The sequence below is a fragment of the Micromonospora sp. C95 genome, assembly GCF_018070465.1.
In the GTDB taxonomy this organism is placed as follows: domain Bacteria; phylum Actinomycetota; class Actinomycetes; order Mycobacteriales; family Micromonosporaceae; genus Micromonospora.
In genome coordinates this window covers 20,814-43,080 of record NZ_JAGPXT010000015.1, presented here as the reverse complement: position 1 = coordinate 43,080, position 22,267 = coordinate 20,814, and the positions used below count along the sequence as shown (strand labels likewise).

Genomic DNA, 22,267 nt, shown 5'->3' with positions numbered 1-22,267 from the left:
GGAAACCTAGCAAGCCGACCTGCGGCGCTGCGGCTCAGCCCGCCGGTGGAGCGACCGGCTGCGGCCGGTTCTCCCACTTCGTCGACAACGCGATGCCGGTACGGGTGGAGGCGACCCCGGGTGTCCGGTTCAGCCGTACGATCAGCTGCTCCAGCTCGGCGATGGTGCCCACCCGGGCCTTGAGCAGGAAGGACTCGACACCGGCCATGAAGTAGCAGGACTCGATCTCGGCCATGGCCCGGAACGCCTCCAGCACGTCGTCGGTGTCCGCCCCGGAGTCCTCCACTATGCCGATCAGGGCCGTCACGCCCAACCCGATGGTCTCCGGCTCGACCTCGGCGCGGTACGCCCGGATGACGCCCCCGGACTCCAGCTTCCCGACCCTCTCGTGCACCGCCGGAGCGGACAGGCCGACCTGGCGGGCCAGCTCGGCGTACGACAGGCGGGCATTGCTGCGGAGCAGGTCCACGAGGTTGAGGTCGATGGCGTCCACGGACTGTGACCCTAGTCGGCGGGCCGGGACAGCCGGACTCCGGTATCCGTTTGGACTGGCAGCGGGTGACAGTTCGCATACCCAGGGTTCGGAGGGCGTGACGCCGGTACCATTTACTAACTTCCCACTCAGTGCGTTTTTCGCGTTTGGCGGACACGCCAGGTCGCTGGTGCTGTAATTGCCATACGTCCCTCATGACGGCTCTGGGCTCGCACCGGCCGGGGGCAGTGTGTTCAGCCGGGGGCTTCGTCGACGCGAGGAGGGGGCTGTGGACACTGGAGATCGCCTGCTGACACCGGGTGAAGTCGCCGCACTGTTTCGGGTGGACCCGAAAACCGTGACGCGATGGGCGGCGGCGGGCCGGATCGGGAGCATCCGGACTCCAGGAGGGCACCGCCGGTTTCGGGAATCCGAGGTGCGGGCCCTGCTTGAAGGGGAGGGCATGCTGGACGAGGCGGATGATATGGGTAGGCCGCGTAATGCGGGCCCGACCGCTTCGACCGGCCCTGCCGGCCCGGCAAACGCCGGCATGTACTGAATTGCGGGTCGGGACGCGGGCCGGCCATCAGGTCCGGTCCGCGTTCAATTTTCCGGCCCACCGCTTGAACAGGGTGTGCGGCACGTCGAGGGCGTCGAGCACCTTGCCCGCCACGAAATCCACCAGCTGGGCTCCGGTGGCGGCGGCACCCGCACCGTAGAAGCCGGGACTGGCCGGCAGCACCACCGCACCGGCGTCATGCAGCGCGATCAGGTGTTCCAGGTGACTCCGGGTCACCGGCGTCTCCCGGGGCACCACGACCACCCGCCGCCGTTCCTTGAGGTTCACCTCGGCGGCCCGCTGCAACAGATCCTTGGACAGGCCGATGGCGATGCCGGCGCAGGCCGCCGTGCTGGCCGGCACCACCACCATCCCGCGTACCGGGTAGGAACCGCTGCTCGGGCCGGCGGCAAGGTCACCGGCGGGCCAGTGGCGCAGGTCCGCCGGGTCGACGTCCCGCCCCAGCCAGGCGGCCAGGTCCTCGGCCCAGTGCGCGTCCCGGAACGGCCGTCCGGTCTCGTCGAGAACGGTCAGCCGGGCGGCCCGGGAGACGATCAGGTCCACCGGCTCCCCGGCGTCGAGCAACCCGCGTACGACTGCGGCCGCGTACGGCGTGCCGGACGCCCCGGACACCCCGACCACCCATGGTTCGCGCATGCCCTCAGCCTGCCTGGTCGCCACGGGCGCTGGTCGGGCACCCCGGGAAGCGTGTCCGAGGTGCCCATGATCGCCGCAGCCTGCGCCGTTACGCCACCGATGCCCGGCGGGTCTGCGGCGACCACCGCAAGCTGGCATGCTGCCGGGGACCGAAAGCACCGTGGGGGCCGACCGGAAGGACGTGGAGATCATCTCGTCGTCGGCCGGCTCCGCGCACGACATCCTGCCGTCGCTGCGTGCCGCCTGCCCGATCGTGCCGCAGCTCTCCCCGTACGCCGACGACGTGCAGGAGTGGCTGGTCTCCGGGCTGCCGTTGGACGCGGCGACGCGGGAACGGCTGGGACTGGCCGGCTTCGCCCGCTACGCAGGCCGGCTCTACCCCGATGCCACCGAGGCCGACCTACGCACCCTGACCGCGCTGTTCACCTGGTTCTTCCTGGTCGACGACGCCTGCGACGGACCCGAGCGGGTCGGCCTGGACGAGATCCAGGCCCTGCGCGACGGCGCGGTTGCGCTGCTGCGTGGCGGTCCCCGGTTGCGGCATCCGGGTCTGGCCGGTCCGCTGCGCCGGCTGCTGGTCGGTGCCTGGCGGGAGCCGCAACGCCGGATGCCGGCCCGCTGGCGGTTGCGCTTCGCCGACGCGGTGGCCCATCACCTCGACGGCACCTGGCAGGAGGCGGTCAACAAGGCGACCGGGCACGCGCCAGGCGTCGAGGAGTACGTCGAGTTGCGCCGGGCGACGTCGGCGGCGTACGTGTCGTACCCGCTCGTGGAGTTCGTCACCGGCCGGCCGTTGCCCGAGCCGGTCTACCACCACCCCCGGCTGGGCCAGCTCCGCGACGTCGGTAACGACCTACTCTCCTGGTACAACGACATCGCCTCGCTGGACCGGGACGCGGCCACCTCCGGCGGGCACAACCTGGTGCTGGCGCTGGCCACGGCACATCGCGTGCCGGTACCCGCCGCCGTCGAGCTGGCGGCGCAGCGCTGGCACGAGTCGATGCACCGCTTCGTCAGCCTGCGCGCCACGATGCCCTCGTTCGGTCCGGCGTTGGACCCGGCCGTCACCGCCCACCTCGACGGGGTGGCCCGGGCCGTTCGCGGCACCCTCGACTGGACCATGGAGAGCGCCCGCTACGCCGTGTCGGGCGGCACGTCGCCAGGCCCGTAGGCCGACCCGGCCGGCTGGTCCGGCCCGCAGGCCGGGCCGGCCTATCACGCCCGCAGGCCGAGCCGGCCGATCAGGCCCGTAGGCCGAGCCGGACCACCAGGTCGAGCAGGGCGAAGGCGAACAGCGCGATGCCGACGAAGCCGTTGGCGGTGAAGAACGCCCGGTTGACCCGGCTCAGGTCGGTCGGCGTGACCACCAGGTGCTGGTAGCCGAAGGCGACCGCGGTGAGGGCCAGGCCGATCCACCAGAGCCAGCCGAAACCGACAAGCACGCCGAACCAGCCGAACAGCGCGAAGGTGACCACGTGCGCGACGGTGGAGGCGTGCAGGGCGAAGCGCAGCCCGTAGCGGGCCGGCACGCTGTGCACGCCGATCTCCCGGTCGACCTCGGCGTCCTGGCAGGCGTAGATCAGATCGAACCCACCGATCCACAGGCCGACGGCGGCACCGAGCAGCCAGGCCGGTCCGGAGCCGGCGAAGGTGCCGGTCACCGCGAGCCAGGCGCCGACCGGGCCGACCATCTGGGCGGCGGCCAGGATGGCGTGCGGCCAGTTGGTGAACCGCTTGCCGTACGGGTAGACCACCAGCGGCACCACGGCCAGCGGCGCGAGCGCCAGGCAGAGCGGGTTGAGCAGAGCGGCGGAGGCGAGGAAGACCACCAAGGCGGCGCCCGCGCCGGTCCAGGCCGTCCGCAGGCTCACCGCCCCGGTCACCAGTTCCCGGTTCGCGGTACGCGGATTCCGCGCGTCGATCCGGCGGTCCAGGATCCGGTTCGCCGCCATCGCGAACGTCCGTGCCCCCACCATCGCCACCGTGATCAGCAGCAGGTCCCCCCACCGCACCCGCCCCCCGTTGACCGACATCGCCACCAACGCCGCCAGATACGCGAACGGCAACGCGAACACCGAGTGCTCGATCGCCACGAGCCTCAGAAACGCCCCCACCCGCCCCCGCGATCTTGCACTTTTCGTCGGGACAGAGCTGGGCGAAGCGGACGAATCGGCGACCGAAAGTGCAAGATCGCGGGGGTCGGCGGGGTCGGCGGTGGGCATCAGATGCCGTATTCCTTCCAGCGCTTGTCGACGAGGGAGGCGACCTCGGGGGCCATGGTCATTTCCTCCGGCCAGCCCCGGTGGTAGCCCTCCTCGGGGAGCTTGCGGGTGGCGTCGATGCCGGCCTTGCCACCCCAGAACTGCTGGTACGACGAGTGATCCAGGTGGTCCACCGGGCCCTCGGTGAGCAGCAGGTCCCGGGCGTAGTCGACGTTGCCGAACGCGCGGAAGGCGACCTCGCGGTAGTCGTGCACGTCGCAGTCCTCGTCGACGATCACGATCAGCTTGGTCAGCGACATCATGTGTGCGCCCCAGATCGCGTTCATCACCTTCTGGGCGTGCTTCGGGTAGCGCTTACGGATCGACACGATCGCGCAGTTGTGGAAGACGCCAGCCGCCGGCAGGTCGTAGTCGACGATGTCCGGGATCAGGAACCGAAGCAGCGGCGCGAAGATCCGCTCGGTGGCCTTGCCCAGACCGTGGTCCTCCTGCGGCGGCTTCGAGGTGACGATCGAGTGGTAGACCGGGTCGCGCTGCATGGTCATCGCCTCGACGTGCAGCACCGGGAACGGCTCGACCGGCGTGTAGAAGCCGGTGTGGTCGCCGAACGGACCCTCCGGCAGCCGCTCACCCGGCTCCAGGTAGCCCTCCAGCACCACCTGCGCGTGCGCCGGCACCTGCAACGGCACGGTCAGGCAGTCGACCATCTCCACCCGTTCGCCGCGCAGGAAGCCGGCGAACAGGTACTCGTCGATGTCGGCCGGCAACGGCGCGCTGGAGGCGTAGCTGACCACCGGGTCGCAGCCGATGGCGATGGCGACCGGCAGCCGCTGGCCGAGCCGCTCGGCGACGGCGTGGTGCGCGGTGGAGTTCTTGTGGATCTGCCAGTGCATGCCGAGGGTGTTGTGGCTGTGCTGCTGGAGCCGGTAGAGGCCCAGGTTCCGCTTGCCGGTCTCCGGGTGCTTGGTGTGGGTCAGCCCGAAGTTGTGGAAGATCCCGCCGTCACCCGGCCACACCTGGAGCCCGGGCAGCCGGTTGAGGTCGACGTCGTCACCCCGGTAGACCACCTGCTGGCAGGGGGCGGTCCTGACCTTCTTCGGCGGCATCGACTTGAGCTGCATGACCTTGCCGAGGCCGCCCATCATGCCGGAGAAGCCCACCGGCAGCTCCGGCTTGAGCATCTCGCCGATCCGGTCGCCGATCTCGTCGAGCGACTCGACGCCGAGCGCCATCGCGGTGCGCTTCTCGGTGCCGAACAGGTTGATCGCCAGCGGCATCTCGCCCCGGGTGGGCTGCTCGAACAGCAGCGCCGGCCCGTCGGCCCGCACCGTCCGGGTGACGATCTCGCTGATCTCCAGCGTCGGGTCGACCGGGACGCTGACGCGCCGCAGTTCGCCCGCGCGCTCCAGCGCCGCGAGAAAATCCTTGAGATCGGTGTACGGGAAGCCACGAGCCGCCATGCCGCAAGTCTGTCCTACGCTCTCTGGTCCTGCCCACGCCGGGTGGCCGTACGCCCCTGTGGCGCGTCCCACCCCCGCCACCGCCCGACGACGGGGCTGGGCCTGGGTACGGGGGGTCCGGCCCTGTCGAGCTGAGAGCGCGTACGGATCGTCACGGGACACCACCATCGGGCGAATCCTGAAATGCTTGCGCCTGCGCGACAGCGCCCAGCTCAGCGGCGCTCGCGGCCCGCCAGCCGCCGATCTGCGGAGGAGTGACAGATGAACCAGGATCGGACGAATGTCTCCCGCTTCGCGCGGCCAGGCCGGCTGACCTCCGCCGGGCCGTTCGCCTCGCTTCTCGAAGCGGTGCCGTCCGACCCGGCCGAGATCGCCCGGACGATCCAGGGGTTGTTGATCCACGAGCACGTCGCCGGTGCGTACGGGGTCACGTTGACCGACGCCGGCCGGCAGACCGTGCACCTGCGGCCCGCCGACGAGATCCTCGCCCGCATCGCGGGTGGGCCGGATGACCAGCCGCTGATCGTCCCCCGCATCCCCGATCAGCGGGTGGCGGGCAACTGCCGGCACTACTCGCTGCTGCTGGTCACGGCGCTGCGAGCCCGGGGCGTGCCGGCCCGGGCCCGGTGTGGGTTCGGCGACTACTTCATCGACGGCCGGTACGAGGACCACTGGGTCGCGGAGTACTGGAGCCCCGAGCAACTCCGCTGGATCATGGTCGACGCCCAGCTCGACGCGCGCCAGCGTGAGCTGTTCAGCATCGACTTCGACACCACAGACGTGCCCCGGGACCGGTTCCTGGTCGCCGGTGAGGCGTGGGCCCGCTGCCGGGCCGGTCACGCGGACCCGGACGTCTTCGGACTCAGCTTGACCGACGAGGGCGGCTGGTGGTGGATCGCCGGCAACCTGATGCGCGACGCTGCCGCGCTGCACGGGGTGGAGCTGCTGCCGTGGGACTCCTGGGGCGCGATGCCCGCTCCGGAGGAGAAACTCGACGATGAGCGGATGGCGCTCTTCGACGAGCTGGCCCGGCTCACCCGCGAGCCCGACGCGCACGCGGATGAGCTGCGCCTGCTGTACGCCGACGAGCGGCTGAACGTCCCCGCCACCGTCCGCAACGACGTGCGCGACCGCGACGAACCTGTCTGACGGCCGGTCAGGCGGCCGGCTGCCAGGCGTACGCGGCCAGGGGCGGGTCGATCGGTGCCCGGGTGAGTCGGTTGGCGAAGGTGGAGAGGGTGTAGGTACCGACGCCGAGCACCACGTCCAGGGCGTGCCGGGGCCGGTAGCCGGCGACCAGGAAGGCGGAGAGCTTCTCGTCGGGCACCGCACCCCGGTGGTCGAGCACGGCCAGGGTGAAGCGGCGCAACGCCTCAAGCCGCTCGTCGGGCAGGTCGGTGCCGGCGCGCAGCGCGTCGATCAGCTCGGCGGCGGCGCCGTGCCGGACGAGGGTGGCGGTGTGCATGGCGACGCAGAGGTGGCATTCGTTGCGGCCGGCGACCGTGAGCACCACGACCTCCCGCTGGATCGGGTCCAGTCCGCAACTCTCGAAGCTGGCGTTGGCGGTCAGGAAGCCCTTGAGCAGTTCGGGGGACTCGGCCATCAGGCCGACCGCACCGGGCAGGTAGCCGATCTTGCGGTGTACGCCGGTCATGGTGGCCCGGGCGGCCTCCGGCGCGGTGTCGATGGTGTGGGTGGTGAAGACGTGCGTGGACATGGCAACACCCTTGCCGTAGTTTGGTCAACATGGTTGACCAAACCGTAAACCAGGTTGTCGAAATTGCCAACACCTGAACCGCAGCGACCCGGCTTCGTACTGCCGCTGCTGCTGCTTGCCGGCTTCCGGACGCTCATCGACGACCTGCACGCCGAGCTGGCCCGGCAGGGCCACGCGGAGCTGCGCCCGCTGCACGGCTTCGTGCTCCAGGCCGTCGGCGCCGACGGCACCACCGCCTCCGAGTTGGGCAACCGGCTGGGCGTCTCCAAGCAGGCCGCCGGCAAGACCGTCGACCGGCTGGTCGCCCTCGGCTACCTGGAACGCGCCGACGACAGCCGCGACGCCCGCCGCAAGCTGGTCCGACTGACCCCGCGCGGGCTCGACGGGCTGCGCCGGTCGGCCGTCGTCTTCGACGAGCTGCGGCAGCGCTGGACGGAGACGCTCGGCGCGGACCGCGTCGCGTCCATCGAGGACGACCTGCGGGCCGTCACCCCGGCCAACTGGTTCCGCCTCGACATCCCCGGCTGGTTCAGCGGCTGACCGGGAGCACCGCCACGAACGCCCGCCAGGCCGCCGGGCCGAAGGTCAGCACCGCGCCGTCGCGGTCCTTGCTGTCCCGGACCGCGACCAGGCCGGGCAGGTTGTCGGCCACCTCGACGCAGTTGCCGCCGTTGGTGCTGCTCCGGGTGCTGGTGCGCCACCGGGCGTCGGTCAGCTCCGCCATGACTCCGCCACCTCCGTCAACAACTCGATCGACTGCCGGGGCGGCAACGCCTCGCCCTGGATCGCCTCCCAAGAGGCCCGGATCGCCAGCACGTCCTCGGTGTGGTCGATCACCTGGCCCTTGAGCTGATCGTCCAGATAGGCCACATCCTCCCCACTCGGAAGGGTAGCCAGCACGAAGGCCCCGGCGACACCCGGATACGCGCCGACCGAGGCGGGCACCACGTGCAGCCGTACCCGGGCGTGCTCGGTGGCCAGCTTGACCAGCCGCCGCAGTTGCTCACGCATCACCACCGGCCCGCCCACCGGCCGGCGCAGCACGTGCTCGTCCAGCACCGTGACGAGCTGCGGCGGTCGCTCGCCGGTGAGCACCGCCTGCCGGGCCAGTCGCGCCTCCACCCGCCGCTCCACCTCCGCGTCGTCATAGAGCCCGACGCTGCGGAACAGCGCGCGGGCGTACGCCGAGGTTTGCAGCAGCCCCGGCACCACCGTGTGCTCGAACGACCGCAGCACGGTGGCCTGCCGCTCGTTGGCCTCCCACTCGCGCATCCACTGCGGCGACCCGAGCCGGGCCAGCATCCGGACGAACGCGCCGCCGGTGTCGAGCGCCGCGTCCGCCCGCTCCCAGAAGTCGGGCGGCGGCTTGCGCGCCTCGGTCTCCACCATGGCCACCGTGGACGGCGAATAGTTGATCGCCCGAGCCAGGTCCTCCTGCGTCACCCTGCGCGCCGCCCGCATGTGCCGCAGCTCCTCGATCAGCACCCGTGACCGCTCGTCCACCCGCACCACTCCTCACCAGGACGCCCGCGTTTCTCACCGCCCTCACCGGCGGCCACGCCAGGCACACAGGGCGATCGATTACCTTCCGAGCGTAGTCGCCGGCTGGCCAGACTGTCCCCATCGGAACCGCCCGGATCCGACCCGAAAAGGACGGGCGCAACCGAAGCGGGGCCGTCCGGCACGTCGGCGACGGACGGCCCCGCCTCCAGCCCCGCCACGGTGAGAGCACCCAGGTCACGACCGTCGGCCGGTTCCGGCGACCAGACGATCGGCGGGACACCGGCCGGGCAGGACCGCCGGGCCAGCCCGAACCGGGCCAGCAGAGGGGGTACGCAGATGACAGCGCGGTTCCACGTACCGCTCCGGCCGCTGTGGCTTTGTCGGGCCTGCGCGGCGCCGTGGCCCTGCGCCACCGCCCGGCTCGCCCTGCTCACCGAGTACCGGGACAGTCACGTGGCCCTGTCGATCTACCTCGCCGGGATGCTGTACGACGCGGTCGAGGATCTGTACCGCCTCAACCCGCACGACGCGCCGAAACCCGCCGCACTGCACGACCGCTTCCTCGGCTGGGCCGCCCCACGAGCCCCCCGCCCACAGCCCACCGACTGACCGCCGCCGCTGTCCCGCGTTTGGTCGTACGCTCGCACCTCATGACGACCGTCCCTGCCGACCGGCTCCACTCCACCGACGAACCGGCAGTGGTCGATAAGCCGGGCGTGTCGGTCACCTCCGAGGGCCGGGGTGCGGCGGCCAGCTGGCCGGTTTCCGTGGCGGAGGCGGAGCGGATCCAGCAGCAGTTGCGGCAACGCCTCGACCTGGACGACTGTCTGGACGCCGCGCCTAGGCTGGTCGCGGGCGTGGACGTGTCGTACCACAAGGATTCGCCGCGGATCGTCGCCGCCGCCGTGGTCATCGACCTGGCCACCGGCGCCGAGGTGGAATCGGCCGTGGTACCGGGCACGGTGAGCTTCCCGTACGTGCCGGGGCTGCTGGCCTTCCGGGAGGTGCCGATCCTGTTGACGGCGCTGGGCCGACTCGGCCGTCGCCCCGAGGTGGTGGTCTGCGACGGGTACGGCATCGCCCATCCCCGGCGGTTCGGGCTCGCCTGCCACCTGGGCGTGCTGACCGGGCTGCCCACCTTCGGGGTGGCGAAGACGCCCTTCGTCGGTGCGTACGACGAGCCGGGCACCCGGCGGGGCGACTGGTCAGCACTGCGCGACGGCGACGAGGTGCTGGGTCGGGTGCTGCGTACGCAGACCGACGTCAAGCCGGTGTTCGTCTCGGTCGGCCACCGCACCAGCCTCGACCAGGCGACCACGATCACGCTCGACCTGAGCCGCCGCTACCGCCTGCCGGAAGTGATCCGCCGCGCCGATTTCCTCTCCCGCGAAGCCCTCCGCTGACCGTCAGCGCTCTAGATGTCGAATGATTCTTGGACAGTTCCCGTTAGCGAAGAACGGGAACTGTCCAAGATCTCGACGGATTTGGGGAATCTCACCGACCGTGGACCGGGACGCCGGGCGACGGCAGCATTGCGGCATGTCGGATGCGTACGTCGTCGGCCAGCCGGACGGGCTGTCGCCGCTACAGGTCGAGTTGCGCGATGCTGTCGCCCGTGAGTTGCACGCACAGCTCGCGCTGCGGTCCGAGCGGATCGAGCTGGCCGATGTGCCGGAGGTCGCCTACCAGGTCACCCTGCGGGTCAGCGAGACGCTGCGGCGGCACCGGCCGCTCTCGGCCCCACGACGGAACTGACGTCGACACCGTCCGGCGGTATGGCGGTGATGGGTGCGCTGGTCGCCGCGGTACCGGCGTCCATTCCAGGTCGCGGGTCAGTCGGCGGTGTAGAGGCGCGTGGGGTCGACGAGGATCACGTCGGACCGGTGTCGGCTTGCCGCCAACAGGTCCTCGGTGAACCCCGTACCGCTGGCCAGCAGCAATCGAGTGTCCCGGGCGTCCAGACCGGGACGGGCGACGAGCAGGTCCCGCGCCCGGGCCAGCCGGTCCAGATCAGCCGTGCCCAACACCCGCCCCCACTTCACCTCGCCGACGGCCAGCAGCGGGCGAGGCCCGTCGCTCAGCGGCGGCTCGCCGAGCGCGACGAGGTCCAGTTCCAGACTTGTCCGGCCAACCGGATCGGTGAGGACGGCGGAACTCGCCTCGGCGGCGATGCCGCCGAGCGTCTCGGGAGCGGCGAAACGCAGCGCCCACTGCCGGACGATCTCCTCAAACGACGGGCCGAGCACCGCGCTGGCGTACCTCCGCTGGGAACGTCGCCAGACCTCCGGACCTCGCCGCTGCTCCAAGGCCGTCCAGGCCGGCCGCATGACCGCCTGATAGAAAATGATAAGTGGCTCGTTGATGCGGTAGCGGCTACGGCCTCTGCGCAGCGGGTCCGGCTCCCGAACCAGAAGACCGGCATCCTCCAGCACCGTGAGCGGGTGATGCAGGTCGGTGCTCTTACGCCCGATGAAGCCGGCAATCCCGCCTCGCGTGCCGTTTCCCTCGGCCACCGCAGCGAGGACGGAGTGATAGAGCGCCGAGTCCCGCAGATCCGGATCCTCAGCGAGGAGATACCGCGCCTCGCGGAAGAGCGGGCGGGCGGGGTTCAGTACGGCGCGAACCACCCAGTCGTCGAAGTCGTCCGACCCTTCCGGTGCGTCGTCCTGGACATACTCCCGGCGATAGGCCGGTGTGCCGCCCACAATGGCGAACACCTTGGCCGCGAGCAACGGATCGGTGATCTCCCAGAAGGCCGCGGCCGCCCGATAGTCGAGGGGAGCGACGGGCAGTTCGAGCCCGGCGCGCCCCCGCAACGGGGCGGAACCGGCCAACAGACCACCCATGAAGGACAGCGCAGAGCCACACAGCAGAAGGCGTGCGCGGGAGCCGGTCCGCTCAGGTCGGCCCGGCGTGAACGCATGCTGGATCACCGACGGCAGGTCGCGACTCGCCCGAGCCAGGTAGGGGAACTCGTCGATCACCACCGGGACCGGCCGAGACCGACCCAGGGCCAACAGCGCGTCGACCGCACTCGACCAGTCCGACAGGTGCACCGGACCCGGGCTGTCCGTGTACCGGCCAAGCGCCTCCCCGAGCCGCCGAAGCGAGTCGGTCGACGTCGCCTCGGTAGCCCCGAAGTAGAAGCCTCCTGTCGCACGCGCCAACTCGTACAACAGCAGGGTCTTGCCTTGCCGACGGCGACCACTGACCACGCCCAGGGTGGCGCCGAGCCGTTCATCGGTGGCGAACCGGGCCAACTCGGCCCACTCGACGTCCCGGTCGAAGATTTCCGGAGGCTTGATCAAGTTCACGGCGACCACCAAGCAAGATGTATAACCACAGTTATTATAAGTGTAGTTATACGTCTTGCGGGTCAGCTGGCCCGCGCGATTCAGAGGCCGCCGTAGGAGTGCAGGCCCTCGAAGAAGATGTTCACGCCGAAGAGGTTCATCAGCACGGTCAGGAAGCCGAGGATGGCCAGCCAGGTGGCCGTGTTCCGGCGCACGCTCGGTGTGGCGCGGGCGTGCAGGTAGCCCGCGTACACCACCCAGGAGATGAACGCCCAGGTCTCCTTCGGGTCCCAGCCCCACGGGCGACCCCAGGCCGCCTCGGCCCAGATCGCCCCGGCGATCACCGCGAAGGTGAAGATCGGGAACGAGAAGGCGTGCAACACGAAGGTGAGCCGTTCCAGCCCGGCCGCCGCCGGCAGCCGCTTCGCCAGGGTGTACGGGAAGCTGCGCTTGCCGTTCTCGTACCCGGCCCGCATCAGGTACGCCGCCGCCGGCACCACGCCCAGCAGGAACAGACCGGACGCGAAGACGATCGTCGAGACGTGCACGACGAACCAGTACGAGTTGAGCGCCGGCACCAGCGGCACGATCGGGGTGTAGAGCACCAGCTCGGCGGTGGCCACCAGCAGCACCATCACCAGCGTCAGGAACAACCCGAGGCGGCGCAGGAACGGCCACTTCACCAGCACGGTCAGCCAGGCGGCGACCCCGATGAACGAGACCGTGAGCACGAACTCGTACATGTTGCCCCACGGCATCCGGTCGGCGGCCAGACCGCGGGTGACCAGGGCCGCCAGGTGCAGTGCGGCGGCCACGGCGGTCAGCCCGACCGCGATCCGGCCGCCCAGCTCCGCCCGCCGCGCGGTGCGCTCGGCTCGACCCGGCGGCGACGTGTTCACCACAGCGCCACCGCTCGTGCGGTCAGCCGCCAAGGTGTCACCGGCCGCCACCGAGCCGCCAGCCAACGTGCGACCGACCGCGAGCGAGCCGGCGGCCTGGTCACCGGCGGAACCGCGACCACCCGCAGCGCCACCCTCCACAGCAGGGCCGTCCACCGCCCCGGTCGAGACCGCGCCCACCGCCGCACCGACCAGCTCGCGGGACGGTGCCGCGACCGCCCTGGCACGCGAGTTGCCGAGGGCGTACTCGACGGCGTGGCTGATCATCGCCAGCAGGTACACCAGCGTGGCGATCGACACCAGCTGGTCGGAGAGTGCGGACATCACTCGGCTCCTTCCCGCGCCCGAGCCGGCGCGTCCGGGTCGGTGCCGGCGTCACCGGATCGGCCACCGATCGCGGCGACCAGTTGGGCGAACTCGGCGGCGAATCCGGGATGCTCGGTACGCGGCAGACCAGCCACCTCGACCAAACTACTACCGCCTGTCGGAGATCCACCGTCGGGGTCACCCGGAGCAGTCGGCAGCAGCCGGACGAACACCCGTCGACGCCTGACGAACAGCGAACCCATCAGCCCCAGCACCAGCCCGATGGAGCTGACCAGCAGCAGGGTCATACCCGGGTCGTGGCGTACGGAAAGCGTGATGAACGGGCGGGTACCCAGGAACTCGACAGTCGTGCCGTCGTCCAGCGTCCAGCTCTCACCGGTCCGCAGCTCCCTGGCTCCGATCTCGGTGAGCCGACCGTTGCGCACCTGCCGCTGGTCGAGCTGGTAGACCGAGCCGGGGATGCCGCCGTCCAGCCCCAGGTTGCCCCGGTAGGCGATCAGACCGAGCAACGGGTTCCGCTCGGTCGGATACTCGGAGCGGTCAAACGGAGGATCCTGCGGGGCGGTCGGCAGGTACAGGCCGTCGAAGGCCATCTGGAGGTCTGGATTCCGCTCGCCGGTCTCCGGATCGACGTTGGCGTCTGGGAAAGCGGCCAACCCTTCGCTGGTCAGCCCGATGTCACCGGTGCTGAGGAACGGCACGGCACTAGTCTGGCTCCGGCCGAACCGGTCGGTGTAGCGGATCACCGGGGCGTACCCGTGCCCGAGCAGGTAGACGTTCGCGCCGTCGAGACGCAGCGGCGAGTTGACCGAGAACTCCTCCGCGCGTGGCGCACCCCCGTCCTCGTCGACGGTCACCTTCGCGTTGTAGAACGCGGGCTGACCGGTTTCCAGGAAGCGGGCGTCGAACTCGTCGAGCTGCATGCAGAACCGGGGCAGGTTGTCGCCGACGCGCGGGCCGAGCCGCGCCTCGGCGTACTGCTGGCGGGTGTTGCAGAAGACCTGGTCGGCACCGGCGACCAGCAGCCGGTTGCCGTGCCAGCCGTACCAGGAACCGAGCGCGACACCGACCAGCACCAGCACCATCGAGCTGTGGAAGATCAGGTTGCCGGTCTCCTTGAGGTAACCCTTCTCGGCGGAGACCTCGTCGCCGTGTACCGCGACCCGCCACCGCCGTCGCCGCAGCGTCTCGGCGACCGCCGCCGCGCCGCCCTCGGGCGCGGGCACCACCGCGTGCTGCGGCAACCGCTCCAAGCGTTTCGGTACGGCCGGCGGCCGGGCCCGCAGCGCGCGGACGTGGTCCCGCAGCCGGGGCGTGATGCACCCGATCAGCGAGGTGAACAGCAGCAGGTAGATCGCCGAGAACCAGACCGAGCTGAACGCCTCGAAGGCGCCGATCCGGTCCAGCACCGGGGCCAGGTCGGGGTTGGCGGTGTAGAAGTCGCGTACGTCCTCCGGGTTGACCCCGCGCTGGGGCAGCACCGAGCCGGGGATCGCCGCGATGGCGAGCAGAAAGAGCAGCACCAGCGCGGTACGCATGCTGGTCAGCTGCCGCCACGAGTTGCGCAGCAGGGCGAGCAGCGGGTTGGGGCGGCGGCGGGGCGCCTCGGCCGGGGTGGCGGGCCGGTCGTCCACGGCGGTCATCAGATGCCCACCTCGAAGTTGCCCACCCCGACGGTGGTCTGCAACCAGATCACCACGTTGGTCCAGCCCCCGGTGACCAGCGCCAGCCCGATCAGAATCAGCAACGCCCCGCCGATCCGGGTGACCCAACGGCTGTGCCGACGCACCGCGCGGAAGACCCCCAGCAGGCGGTTGAAGCCCAGCCCGAAGACGACGAACGGCAGGCCCAGCCCGAGGCAGTACGCCACCGCCAGCACCACCGCCCGGTCGGTCTGCCCGCTGGTGGTGGCCATGCCGAGCACCGCGGCCAGCGTGGGCCCGGTGCAGGGCACCCAGCTCAGCGCGAACACGGCACCCAGCACGGGCGCGCCGAGCAGGCCGGCGGCCGGTAGCCGGTTGATCCGGAACTCCCGCTGAAATCCCGGCAGCGCACCGAGGTAGCCCAGGCCGAGCACGACGATGAGCCCACCGACGATGATCTCCAGCGTCCGCTCGTGGTCGAAGAAGACCCGACCGACGCCGCTGAACAGGACCGCGGTGGCGGTGAACACGACAGTGAAGCCGGCGATGAACAGCAACGTCCCGGCCAGCACCCGCCCCTTCACCGCCGGGACGACCCGGGTGTCCGGCCGCACGGCCGTGCCGACGCCACCACCGCCCGCCGACTCGCTCGCCGCGGGCGATTCACGCCGGCCTTCGAGGTCCGCGCCGGCCAGCCCGGTGACGTACGACAGGTAGCCGGGCATCAGCGGCAACACACACGGCGACAGGAAGCTGACCAGACCGGCCAGGGCCGCCGCGCCCAACGCCAGCAGCAGCGGGCCGGACTCGGCGAGCTGGCCGAAGGTCCCGCCCATCAGCGCTTACCGGCCGGCGCGGGTGCCTCGGCGGCGATCCGCTCGACGATTGGTTGCAGCCCCTCCTGCCGGACCGCCGCCCGGATCACCGTGGCGATGCGACCCTCCCGATCCAGCACGACGGTGGCCGGGATGGTGTTCGGCGGGATGTCCATGTCGAGGGCGAGCCGGCTGCCCGGGTCGAAGATGCTCGGGTAGCTGACCCGGCCCTCCTCGAAGGCGATCGCCTTGTCCCGGCTGTCCTGCACGTTGATGCCGAGGAAGGTCACCCCGGAGTCCTTCGTCGCCTGGTAGGTGTTCTCCAGGTCGTCGGCCTCGGCCCGGCACGGCGCGCACCAGGAGCCCCAGAAGTTGACCACCACGACCTTGCCCCGCTGGTCGGCCACGTCGTAGGACCCGCCGGCAAGCAGCTCACCGGCGATCTTCGGGGCGGCGGAGCGCTGCTCCGGGGCGCACTCGACGATGCCGCCGGCACTGTCACAGTCGGACCCCCGGGCGTCGCCGGTACATCCGCTCAGCAGCGCCGCGGTGGTCGCGGCGGCGAGCAGGCCGGCAGCCAGCCTCCGGACGCCCACCTCAGGCCCCCTTGGCCGTCCGCGCGGTCGGCGACATCGCCACCAGGTGCGCGGCCGGCTCGGAGTAGCCGATGCCGACGATCTTGGCGCCGTCGAAGTGGAAGGTGGTGAGCGAGGCCAGTGCGCACTGCCGGCGACGTGGGTCGTGCCACAGCCGCTTGCGCTCCACGTAGCGGCGCAGCGTCCAGATCGGCAGCTGGTGCGAGACCAGGACGGCCTCCCGCCCCTCGGCGGCGATCCGGGCGGCGTGCAGTGCGGCGAACATCCGCTCTGCGATGGCCCGGTACGCCTCGCCCCAGGACGGGGTGACCGGGTCCCGCAGCACCCACCAGTTGCGCGGGTCGCGGAACGAGCCGTCGCCGGGCGAGACCTTCTTGCCCTCGAACCAGTTGGCGCTCTCGATCAGCCGCTCGTCCACCCCGACCGGCAGCCGAAACTGGGCGGCGATCGGCTCTGCGGTCTGCTGGGCGCGTTCCAGCGGGCTGGCCGCCACGTGCACGACCTCACGTTCGGCGAGCCCCTGCGCGGCGGCCTTGGCCATCTGGACGCCCAGTTCGCTGAGGCGGAAACCGGGCAGGCGGCCGTACAGAATGCCGTCCGGGTTGTACACCTCGCCGTGCCGAAGCACGTGGACCACCGTCGCGCTCATTGCTGCGTCCCCCTTGTTCGCGACTGCGGGGCTCGCAAACCCGGCTCACTCCTCGCGCTCACCGCTACCCCCCGTGACCTGCCGCTGCCGCCGCGTTGGCCGCCGTCGGCAGCGCGTCGGCGATCTGTTCCAGGGCGGCATCGTCGATCGCCGCCGAGACGAACCAGGACTCGAACGCGCTCGGCGGCAGGTAGACCCCGGCGGCGAGCATCGCGTGGAAGAACGCCTTGAACGCCGGTACCTGCTGGGTGCGGGCAGTGTCGTAGTCGACCACGTCGGCGTCGGTGAAGAAGATCGAGAACATGTTGCCGGCGTACGACAGTCGGTGCGGAACCCCGGCGGCGGCCAACGCTTCGGTGGCGAGCCTGCCCACCGTCGCGGCGGTGTCGTCCAGCCGGCGGTAGAGCGCGTCGTCGGCGAGCCGCAGCGTGGTCAGCCCGGCCGCGCAGGCGAGCGGGTTCCCGGAGAGGGTGCCGGCCTGGTAGACGGGACCGGCGGGCGCCAGTCGCGACATGATCTCCGCGCGCCCGCCGAACGCCGCGGCGGGCAGGCCACCACCCATGACCTTGCCGTACGTCCACAGGTCCGCCTCGACCGGGTCGAGGCCGTGCCAGCCGGCGCGGGCGACCCGGAACCCGGTCATCACCTCGTCGACGATCAGCAGTGCGCCGTGCGCGTGCGCGATCCGGGCCAGCTGCGCGTTGAACCCGTCGCGCGGGGCGACCACGCCCATGTTGCCCGGTGCCGCCTCGGTGATCACCGCGGCGATGTGCTGACCTTCGGCGGCGAAGGCGGCCTCGACGGCGGTCACGTCGTTGTAGGGCAGCACGATCGTCTCGCTGGCCGCCGCGCCGGTGACTCCCGGCGAGTCGGGCAGGCCGAGGGTGGCCACGCCGGAGCCGGCGGCGGCCAGCAGTGCGTCGACGTGCCCGTGGTAGCAGCCGGCGAACTTGATGATCTTCGATCGGCCGGTGTATCCACGGGCCAGCCGGATCGCCGACATGGTCGCCTCGGTGCCCGAGTTGACCAGCCGGACCTGCTCGACCGGGGTCCGCGCGACGATCTCGTCAGCCAGCTCGACCTCGCCGGGGGTGGGCGTACCGAAACTGGTGCCGTGGGCGGCGGCGGCCTGCACGGCCGCGACCACCTCGGGGTGGGCGTGGCCCAGGATCAACGGCCCCCAGGAGCAGACCAGGTCGACGTAGCGGCGACCGTCCGCGTCATGGAGCCACGGGCCCTCACCTCGGACCATGAAGCGTGGGGTGCCGCCGACCGCCCGGAAGGCACGCACAGGTGAGTTCACCCCGCCCGGCACGATGGCGCAGGCGCGGTCGAACAGGGCCGCTGAGGCCGGCGCGTCGACCGGGTAGCGGTCGGATCCGGCGGTAAACACCTCGGTCACGATGCCGCCATTGTGTCAGCGCCCGGCGGCGGATCGGCAGCCGCCCCGGCTTGGGGTTACCGGAGTCACCCCCGGCACGCTGCGGGGGGACGGCACGCCTCGACAGGCCGGGCGACGGAGATCGCGATAGGCTGACCCGGTGGATCGTGCCGAACTGTCCATCGCTGTACACCGAACGGGCGACGAAGCAGTGCTGCGCCTGGCCGGTGAGATCGACATGCAAACGGCCGCCCAACTGTCGACCGTCGTCAACGAGGTGCTCACCGAGCCCCCGCCCCGGATCGTCCTCGATCTCGACGGCGTGACGTTCTGCGATTCGCAGGGCCTGGGCACCCTGGTCGTCCTCAGCCGCAAGGCCAGCCACGCGCAGAGCCTGCTCGTCCTGACGAACGTCGGCGAGTTCCTGCTCCGCGTCCTGGACATCACCGGCCTACGCAGCGCCCTGATGATCCGCAACGACACCCCCACCCCCTAACCCACCCCACGCCCCCACCCCCACGCCCGCCCCCCGGCCGCCGCGATCTTGCACTTTCGGTCGCCCAAATGCCCCGGATTGCACCTTTCGTCGGGACAAGAACTGCAAGATCGCGGGGGGGGGGGCAGGAGGCGGGGGCGGGGCGGGTAGGGGGTTAGTCGGGGGTGGTGCCCCAGCGGGCTTGTTCCAGGAGGGCTACGGCGCGGGAGTGGGACTCGTGGTCGTCGGCGTTGCGGAGCAGGGTGGTGGCCTCGTCGACGGCGTCGGTGAGCAACCGCCACTGGGCGTCGCGCTCGCGGACCATCTCGGACTGCGCGGCCAGTTGGCGGGTCTTGGTCCACAGCTCGACGAAGACGGAGACCTTGGCCCGCAGCACCCAGGGGTCGAACGGCTTGGTGAGGTAGTCCACCGCACCGGCCGCGTAGCCGCGCAGGGCCAGTTGAGCGTCCCGGTCGGCAGCGGTCAGGAAGATGATCGGGACGTGCCGGGTACGCTCCCGCCGCTTGATGTGGCTCGCCGTCTCGAAACCGTCCATGTCCGGCATCTGGGCGTCCAGCAGGATCACCGCGAAGTCGTCCACCAGCAACTGCTTGAGAGCCGCCTCACCGCTCTCCACCGCGACCGACTGCACCGGCAGCCCCTGGAGGATCGCCTCCAGGGCCATCAGGTTCTCCCGACGGTCATCGACCAGCAGCGCCTTCGCCACCTGCGTCACGAGCCCTCCTCGGTACGGCTGCCACTGATCCAGGTGCCCATCAGCTCGATCAGCTGGTCCAGGTCGACCGGCTTGGTGATGTAGTCGCTGGCTCCGGCCGCGATCGCCGACTCCCGGTCGCCCGGCATCGCCTTCGCCGTCAGGAACACGATCGGTAGGTCCGCGAACCGGTGGTTACGCCTGATCTGCCGGGTTGTCTCGTATCCGTCCTGATCGGGCATCATCGCATCCATCAGGACGATATCGACCTCCGGGTGTTCGGCCAACAGGCGGACCCCGTCGGCGCCGTTGTCGGCGTACAGCACGGTCATGCCGTGGAGTTCGAGCGCGCTGGTCAACGCGAAGACGTTGCGCACGTCGTCGTCGACGATCAGCACGGTGGCACCGTCCAGCTGACGGGTCTTCGGCGCTTCGGGCTTCTCGGACAGCAACTCCATCGGCGGCATCAACAGCGACGACGGCAGCCCCGCCCGCTGCGGTGACGGTGGTGCGGGTGCCACCACCGCGTCCGGCGCCAGCACGTCGGGCAGGTACAGCGTGAACGTGGAGCCCTGACCGGGTGCCGAGGCGACCGTGATCGTGCCCCCGATCAGCCGGGCCAGATCGCGGCTGATCGACAGGCCCAGCCCGGTACCGCCGTACCGGCGGCTGGTGGTCCCGTCCGCCTGCTGGAACGCCTCGAAGATCAGCGACAGCTTGTCGTCGGAGATCCCGATGCCGGTGTCGATCACCGTGAAGGCGATCACCTGCCGGGCATTCGTCAGCGCCGGCACGTCGAACACCGCGTGCTCCGGCGCCCGGGAGATGCGCAGGGTCACCGCACCGTTGTCGGTGAACTTCACCGCGTTCGACAGCAGGTTGCGCAGCACCTGCTGAAGCCGCTGCGCGTCGGTCACCACGGCCGCCGGCAGATCCTTGCCGGTGCGTACCTGGAAGTCCAGGCCCTTCTCCTCGGCCTGCGGGGCGAACGCCTGCTCGACGTAGTTGCAGATCTCGGTGAACCGGACCTCGGTCGGCTCGACGTCCATCCGTCCCGCCTCGATCTTGGACAGGTCCAGGATGTCGTCGATCAGGCGCAGCAGGTCCGAGCCGGAGCCGTGGATCGTGCGGGCGAACTCGATCTGCTTCGGCGTGAGGTTCTGCTCGGAGTTCTCCATCAGCAGCCGGGCCAGCAGCAGCAGCGAGTTCAGCGGTGTACGCAGCTCGTGACTCATGTTCGCCAGGAACTCCGACTTGTACGCCGAGGCCCGGGTGAGCTGCTGGGCCTTGTCCTCCAGGCCCAGCCGGGCCAGCTCGATCTCCCGGTTCTGGGTCTCGATGTTCGCCTTCTGCTCCGACAGCAGCTTGGCCTTGTCCTCCAGTTCGGCGTTGGTCCGCTGCAACTCCGCCGACTGCTCCTGCAACTCGTGCGCCAGCCGCTGCGACTGGGCGAGCAGTTCCTCCGTACGCCGGTTCGCCTGAATGGTGTTGACCGCGATGCCGATGGTGGAGACCAGCCGCTCCAGGAACGACAGGTGCAGCTCGGAGAAGGGTGTGACGGTGGCGAACTCGATCACGCCGAGTAGTTCGCCCTCGAAGAGGACCGGCAGGATGACCAGGTCCGCCGGAGGGGTGTCGGCCAGCCCGGACCGCAGCGTGATCCGCCCGTCCGGTACGGCGCCGACCCGGATGGTGCGCCGGGACAGCGCGGCCTGGCCGACCAGCCCCTCGCCCGGCCCGAAGGTCACGTCGTGTCCCCGGGACACGTAACCGTAGGAGGCGGTCAGTCGCAGCCGCATGACTCCCTCGGAGTTGTCCACCAGGAAGAAGGCACCAAGCTGCGCGTCGACGAGCGGGGTGACCTCCTGCATGATCATTCGGCAGACCTCGCCGAGATCACGCTGGCCCTGCAGCAGCCCGCCGATACGGGCCAGGTTGGAGTCGAGCCACCCCTGCTCGGCGTTCTTGTGGGTCGTCTCCCGCAGGGTGACGATCATCTGGTTGATGTTGTCCTTCAGCTCGGCGACCTCGCCCTGGGCCTTCACCGCGATCCGCTGGGTCAGGTCGCCCCGGGTCACCGAGGTCGAGACCCGGGCGATCGCCCGCAGCTGGGTGGTGAGCGTCGAGGCGAGCTGGTTGACGTTCTCGGTGAGGTCACGCCAGGTCCCGGAGACCCCCTTGACCTGCGCCTGACCGCCCAGCTTGCCCTCGGTGCCCACTTCACGGGCCACCCGCGTCACCTCGTCCGCGAACGACGACAACTGGTCCACCATCGTGTTGACGGTGTTCTTCAGCTCCAGGATCTCACCCTGCGCGTCGACTGTGATCTTCTGCGACAGGTCACCGTTGGCCACCGCGGTGGTGACCGAGGCGATGTTCCGCACCTGGCTGGTCAGGTTCGACGCCATCGAGTTCACGTTGTCGGTCAGATCCCGCCAGGTGCCGGCGACGCCGCGTACCTGCGCCTGGCCGCCCAACTTGCCCTCGGTACCCACCTCACGGGCCACCCGGGTCACCTCGTCGGCGAACGACGACAACTGGTCCACCATCGTGTTCACCGTCGACTTCAACTCCAGGATCTCGCCCCGGGCATCCACCGTGATCTTCTGCGACAGGTCACCGCGCGCCACCGCGGTGGAGACCTGGGCGATGTTCCGCACCTGGGCGGTCAGGTTCGACGCCATCGAGTTCACGTTGTCGGTCAGATCCCGCCACGTACCGGAGACACCCTTGACCTGCGCCTGACCGCCGAGGTTCCCCTCGGTACCCACCTCACGGGCCACCCGGGTCACCTCGTCGGCGAACGACGACAACTGGTCCACCATCGTGTTCACCGTCGACTTCAGCTCCAGGATCTCGCCCCGGGCATCCACCGTGATCTTCT

The 22,267-nt window shown here is 70.5% G+C and carries 23 protein-coding genes and 2 pseudogenes; 8 read left to right on the top strand and 17 right to left on the bottom strand.

The annotated features are described in order from the left end of the window. Positions 1-34 precede the first annotated feature (34 nt). Positions 35-493 (bottom strand): Lrp/AsnC family transcriptional regulator, encoded by a 459-nt coding sequence (locus tag KBX00_RS18060; protein WP_210828504.1) that lies wholly within the window; start codon positions 491-493, stop codon positions 35-37. A gap of 268 nt (positions 494-761) precedes the next feature. Between KBX00_RS18060 and KBX00_RS18055 the strand changes: the two genes are divergently transcribed. Continuing rightward, complete coding sequence (locus KBX00_RS18055) at positions 762-1,031, top strand: BldC family transcriptional regulator (RefSeq protein ID WP_210828501.1); 270 nt, start codon at positions 762-764, stop codon at positions 1,029-1,031. 27 nt (positions 1,032-1,058) lie between these two features. Here the strand turns inward: KBX00_RS18055 and KBX00_RS18050 are convergent, their stop codons facing one another. Beyond that, positions 1,059-1,688 (bottom strand): UbiX family flavin prenyltransferase, encoded by a 630-nt coding sequence (locus KBX00_RS18050; RefSeq protein ID WP_210828495.1) that lies wholly within the window; start codon positions 1,686-1,688, stop codon positions 1,059-1,061. Positions 1,689-1,848: 160 nt separating this feature from the next. Between KBX00_RS18050 and KBX00_RS18045 the strand changes: the two genes are divergently transcribed. After that, positions 1,849-2,859, top strand: coding sequence for a terpene synthase (locus KBX00_RS18045; protein ID WP_307868831.1), 1,011 nt, complete (start codon positions 1,849-1,851; stop codon positions 2,857-2,859). 70 nt (positions 2,860-2,929) lie between these two features. On the opposite strand, the gene mqnP is transcribed toward KBX00_RS18045, so the two are convergent. After that, on the bottom strand, positions 2,930-3,910 hold the full coding sequence (gene mqnP / locus KBX00_RS18040) for a menaquinone biosynthesis prenyltransferase MqnP (RefSeq protein WP_210828488.1): 981 nt from the start codon (positions 3,908-3,910) through the stop codon (positions 2,930-2,932). Further along, positions 3,910-5,370 (bottom strand): menaquinone biosynthesis decarboxylase, encoded by a 1,461-nt coding sequence (locus KBX00_RS18035; protein WP_210828485.1) that lies wholly within the window; start codon positions 5,368-5,370, stop codon positions 3,910-3,912. Before KBX00_RS18035 ends, mqnP begins: the two co-directional genes overlap by 1 nt. A gap of 261 nt (positions 5,371-5,631) precedes the next feature. Here KBX00_RS18035 and KBX00_RS18030 point away from each other — a divergent pair, with 261 nt between their 5' ends. Next, the gene (locus KBX00_RS18030; RefSeq protein ID WP_210828483.1) at positions 5,632-6,519 is read left to right on the top strand and encodes a transglutaminase-like domain-containing protein; all 888 of its coding nucleotides are present in this window, start codon (positions 5,632-5,634) and stop codon (positions 6,517-6,519) included. A 7-nt stretch (positions 6,520-6,526) separates the two neighbouring features. On the opposite strand, the gene KBX00_RS18025 is transcribed toward KBX00_RS18030, so the two are convergent. After that, on the bottom strand, positions 6,527-7,087 hold the full coding sequence (locus KBX00_RS18025) for a carboxymuconolactone decarboxylase family protein (protein WP_210828478.1): 561 nt from the start codon (positions 7,085-7,087) through the stop codon (positions 6,527-6,529). A gap of 63 nt (positions 7,088-7,150) precedes the next feature. Here KBX00_RS18025 and KBX00_RS18020 point away from each other — a divergent pair, with 63 nt between their 5' ends. Further along, complete coding sequence (locus tag KBX00_RS18020) at positions 7,151-7,627, top strand: MarR family winged helix-turn-helix transcriptional regulator (protein ID WP_210828475.1); 477 nt, start codon at positions 7,151-7,153, stop codon at positions 7,625-7,627. Here the strand turns inward: KBX00_RS18020 and KBX00_RS18015 are convergent. Further along, positions 7,617-7,811, bottom strand: a complete 195-nt coding sequence (locus tag KBX00_RS18015; RefSeq protein ID WP_210828469.1) for a DUF397 domain-containing protein — start codon at positions 7,809-7,811, stop codon at positions 7,617-7,619. The genes KBX00_RS18020 and KBX00_RS18015 overlap by 11 nt on opposite strands. Next, a complete protein-coding gene (locus tag KBX00_RS18010) occupies positions 7,799-8,590 on the bottom strand; it encodes a helix-turn-helix domain-containing protein (RefSeq protein WP_374225316.1) in 792 nt (263 codons plus the stop codon). Before KBX00_RS18010 ends, KBX00_RS18015 begins: the two co-directional genes overlap by 13 nt. A 336-nt stretch (positions 8,591-8,926) precedes the next feature. On the opposite strand from KBX00_RS18010, the gene KBX00_RS18005 reads away from it, so the two are divergent. From KBX00_RS18005 to KBX00_RS17995, 3 genes are all read left to right on the top strand, one after another. After that, positions 8,927-9,199: a hypothetical protein gene (locus KBX00_RS18005; protein WP_210828466.1), complete on the top strand. Its 273-nt coding sequence runs from the start codon at positions 8,927-8,929 to the stop codon at positions 9,197-9,199. 158 nt (positions 9,200-9,357) lie between these two features. Continuing rightward, positions 9,358-9,993 carry a deoxyribonuclease V gene (gene nfi / locus KBX00_RS18000; RefSeq protein WP_307868849.1) on the top strand — a complete coding sequence of 212 codons (636 nt, stop codon included), beginning with the start codon at positions 9,358-9,360 and terminating at the stop codon, positions 9,991-9,993. A gap of 136 nt (positions 9,994-10,129) precedes the next feature. Continuing rightward, positions 10,130-10,345, top strand: coding sequence for a hypothetical protein (locus KBX00_RS17995; protein ID WP_210828462.1), 216 nt, complete (start codon positions 10,130-10,132; stop codon positions 10,343-10,345). A 77-nt stretch (positions 10,346-10,422) separates the two neighbouring features. Here the strand turns inward: KBX00_RS17995 and KBX00_RS17990 are convergent, their stop codons facing one another. The 8 genes and pseudogenes from KBX00_RS17990 to hemL form a co-directional block, all read right to left on the bottom strand. Continuing rightward, on the bottom strand, positions 10,423-11,904 hold the full coding sequence (locus KBX00_RS17990; RefSeq protein WP_307868826.1) for an ATP-binding protein: 1,482 nt from the start codon (positions 11,902-11,904) through the stop codon (positions 10,423-10,425). Positions 11,905-11,984: 80 nt separating this feature from the next. Then, positions 11,985-12,758: pseudogene (gene ccsB / locus KBX00_RS17985) on the bottom strand (c-type cytochrome biogenesis protein CcsB); the annotation flags it as partial. A gap of 89 nt (positions 12,759-12,847) precedes the next feature. Next, positions 12,848-13,106, bottom strand: a pseudogene (locus tag KBX00_RS29860) (c-type cytochrome biogenesis protein CcsB); the annotation flags it as partial. After that, positions 13,106-14,752 (bottom strand): cytochrome c biogenesis protein ResB, encoded by a 1,647-nt coding sequence (locus tag KBX00_RS17980; protein WP_210828458.1) that lies wholly within the window; start codon positions 14,750-14,752, stop codon positions 13,106-13,108. The pseudogene KBX00_RS29860 and the gene KBX00_RS17980, both read right to left, overlap by 1 nt. Continuing rightward, positions 14,752-15,588: a cytochrome c biogenesis CcdA family protein gene (locus KBX00_RS17975; protein WP_210828456.1), complete on the bottom strand. Its 837-nt coding sequence runs from the start codon at positions 15,586-15,588 to the stop codon at positions 14,752-14,754. Before KBX00_RS17975 ends, KBX00_RS17980 begins: the two co-directional genes overlap by 1 nt. Next, positions 15,588-16,109, bottom strand: a complete 522-nt coding sequence (locus tag KBX00_RS17970; RefSeq protein ID WP_301548171.1) for a TlpA disulfide reductase family protein — start codon at positions 16,107-16,109, stop codon at positions 15,588-15,590. Before KBX00_RS17970 ends, KBX00_RS17975 begins: the two co-directional genes overlap by 1 nt. Before the next feature lie 55 nt (positions 16,110-16,164). Next, on the bottom strand, positions 16,165-16,812 hold the full coding sequence (locus KBX00_RS17965; RefSeq protein ID WP_210828452.1) for a histidine phosphatase family protein: 648 nt from the start codon (positions 16,810-16,812) through the stop codon (positions 16,165-16,167). 64 nt (positions 16,813-16,876) lie between these two features. Then, the gene (gene hemL, locus KBX00_RS17960) at positions 16,877-18,214 is read right to left on the bottom strand and encodes a glutamate-1-semialdehyde 2,1-aminomutase (RefSeq protein ID WP_210828449.1); all 1,338 of its coding nucleotides are present in this window, start codon (positions 18,212-18,214) and stop codon (positions 16,877-16,879) included. 139 nt (positions 18,215-18,353) lie between these two features. Between hemL and KBX00_RS17955 the strand changes: the two genes are divergently transcribed. Next, positions 18,354-18,689: an STAS domain-containing protein gene (locus KBX00_RS17955; protein WP_210828448.1), complete on the top strand. Its 336-nt coding sequence runs from the start codon at positions 18,354-18,356 to the stop codon at positions 18,687-18,689. Between the two features lie 154 nt (positions 18,690-18,843). Here KBX00_RS17955 and KBX00_RS17950 read toward each other — a convergent pair whose 3' ends face one another. Continuing rightward, complete coding sequence (locus tag KBX00_RS17950; RefSeq protein ID WP_210828447.1) at positions 18,844-19,404, bottom strand: two-component system response regulator; 561 nt, start codon at positions 19,402-19,404, stop codon at positions 18,844-18,846. Then, positions 19,401-22,267 (bottom strand): HAMP domain-containing protein (locus KBX00_RS17945; protein WP_210828446.1); only part of this gene is annotated, 2,867 nt, incomplete at its 5' end. The genes KBX00_RS17945 and KBX00_RS17950, both read right to left, overlap by 4 nt.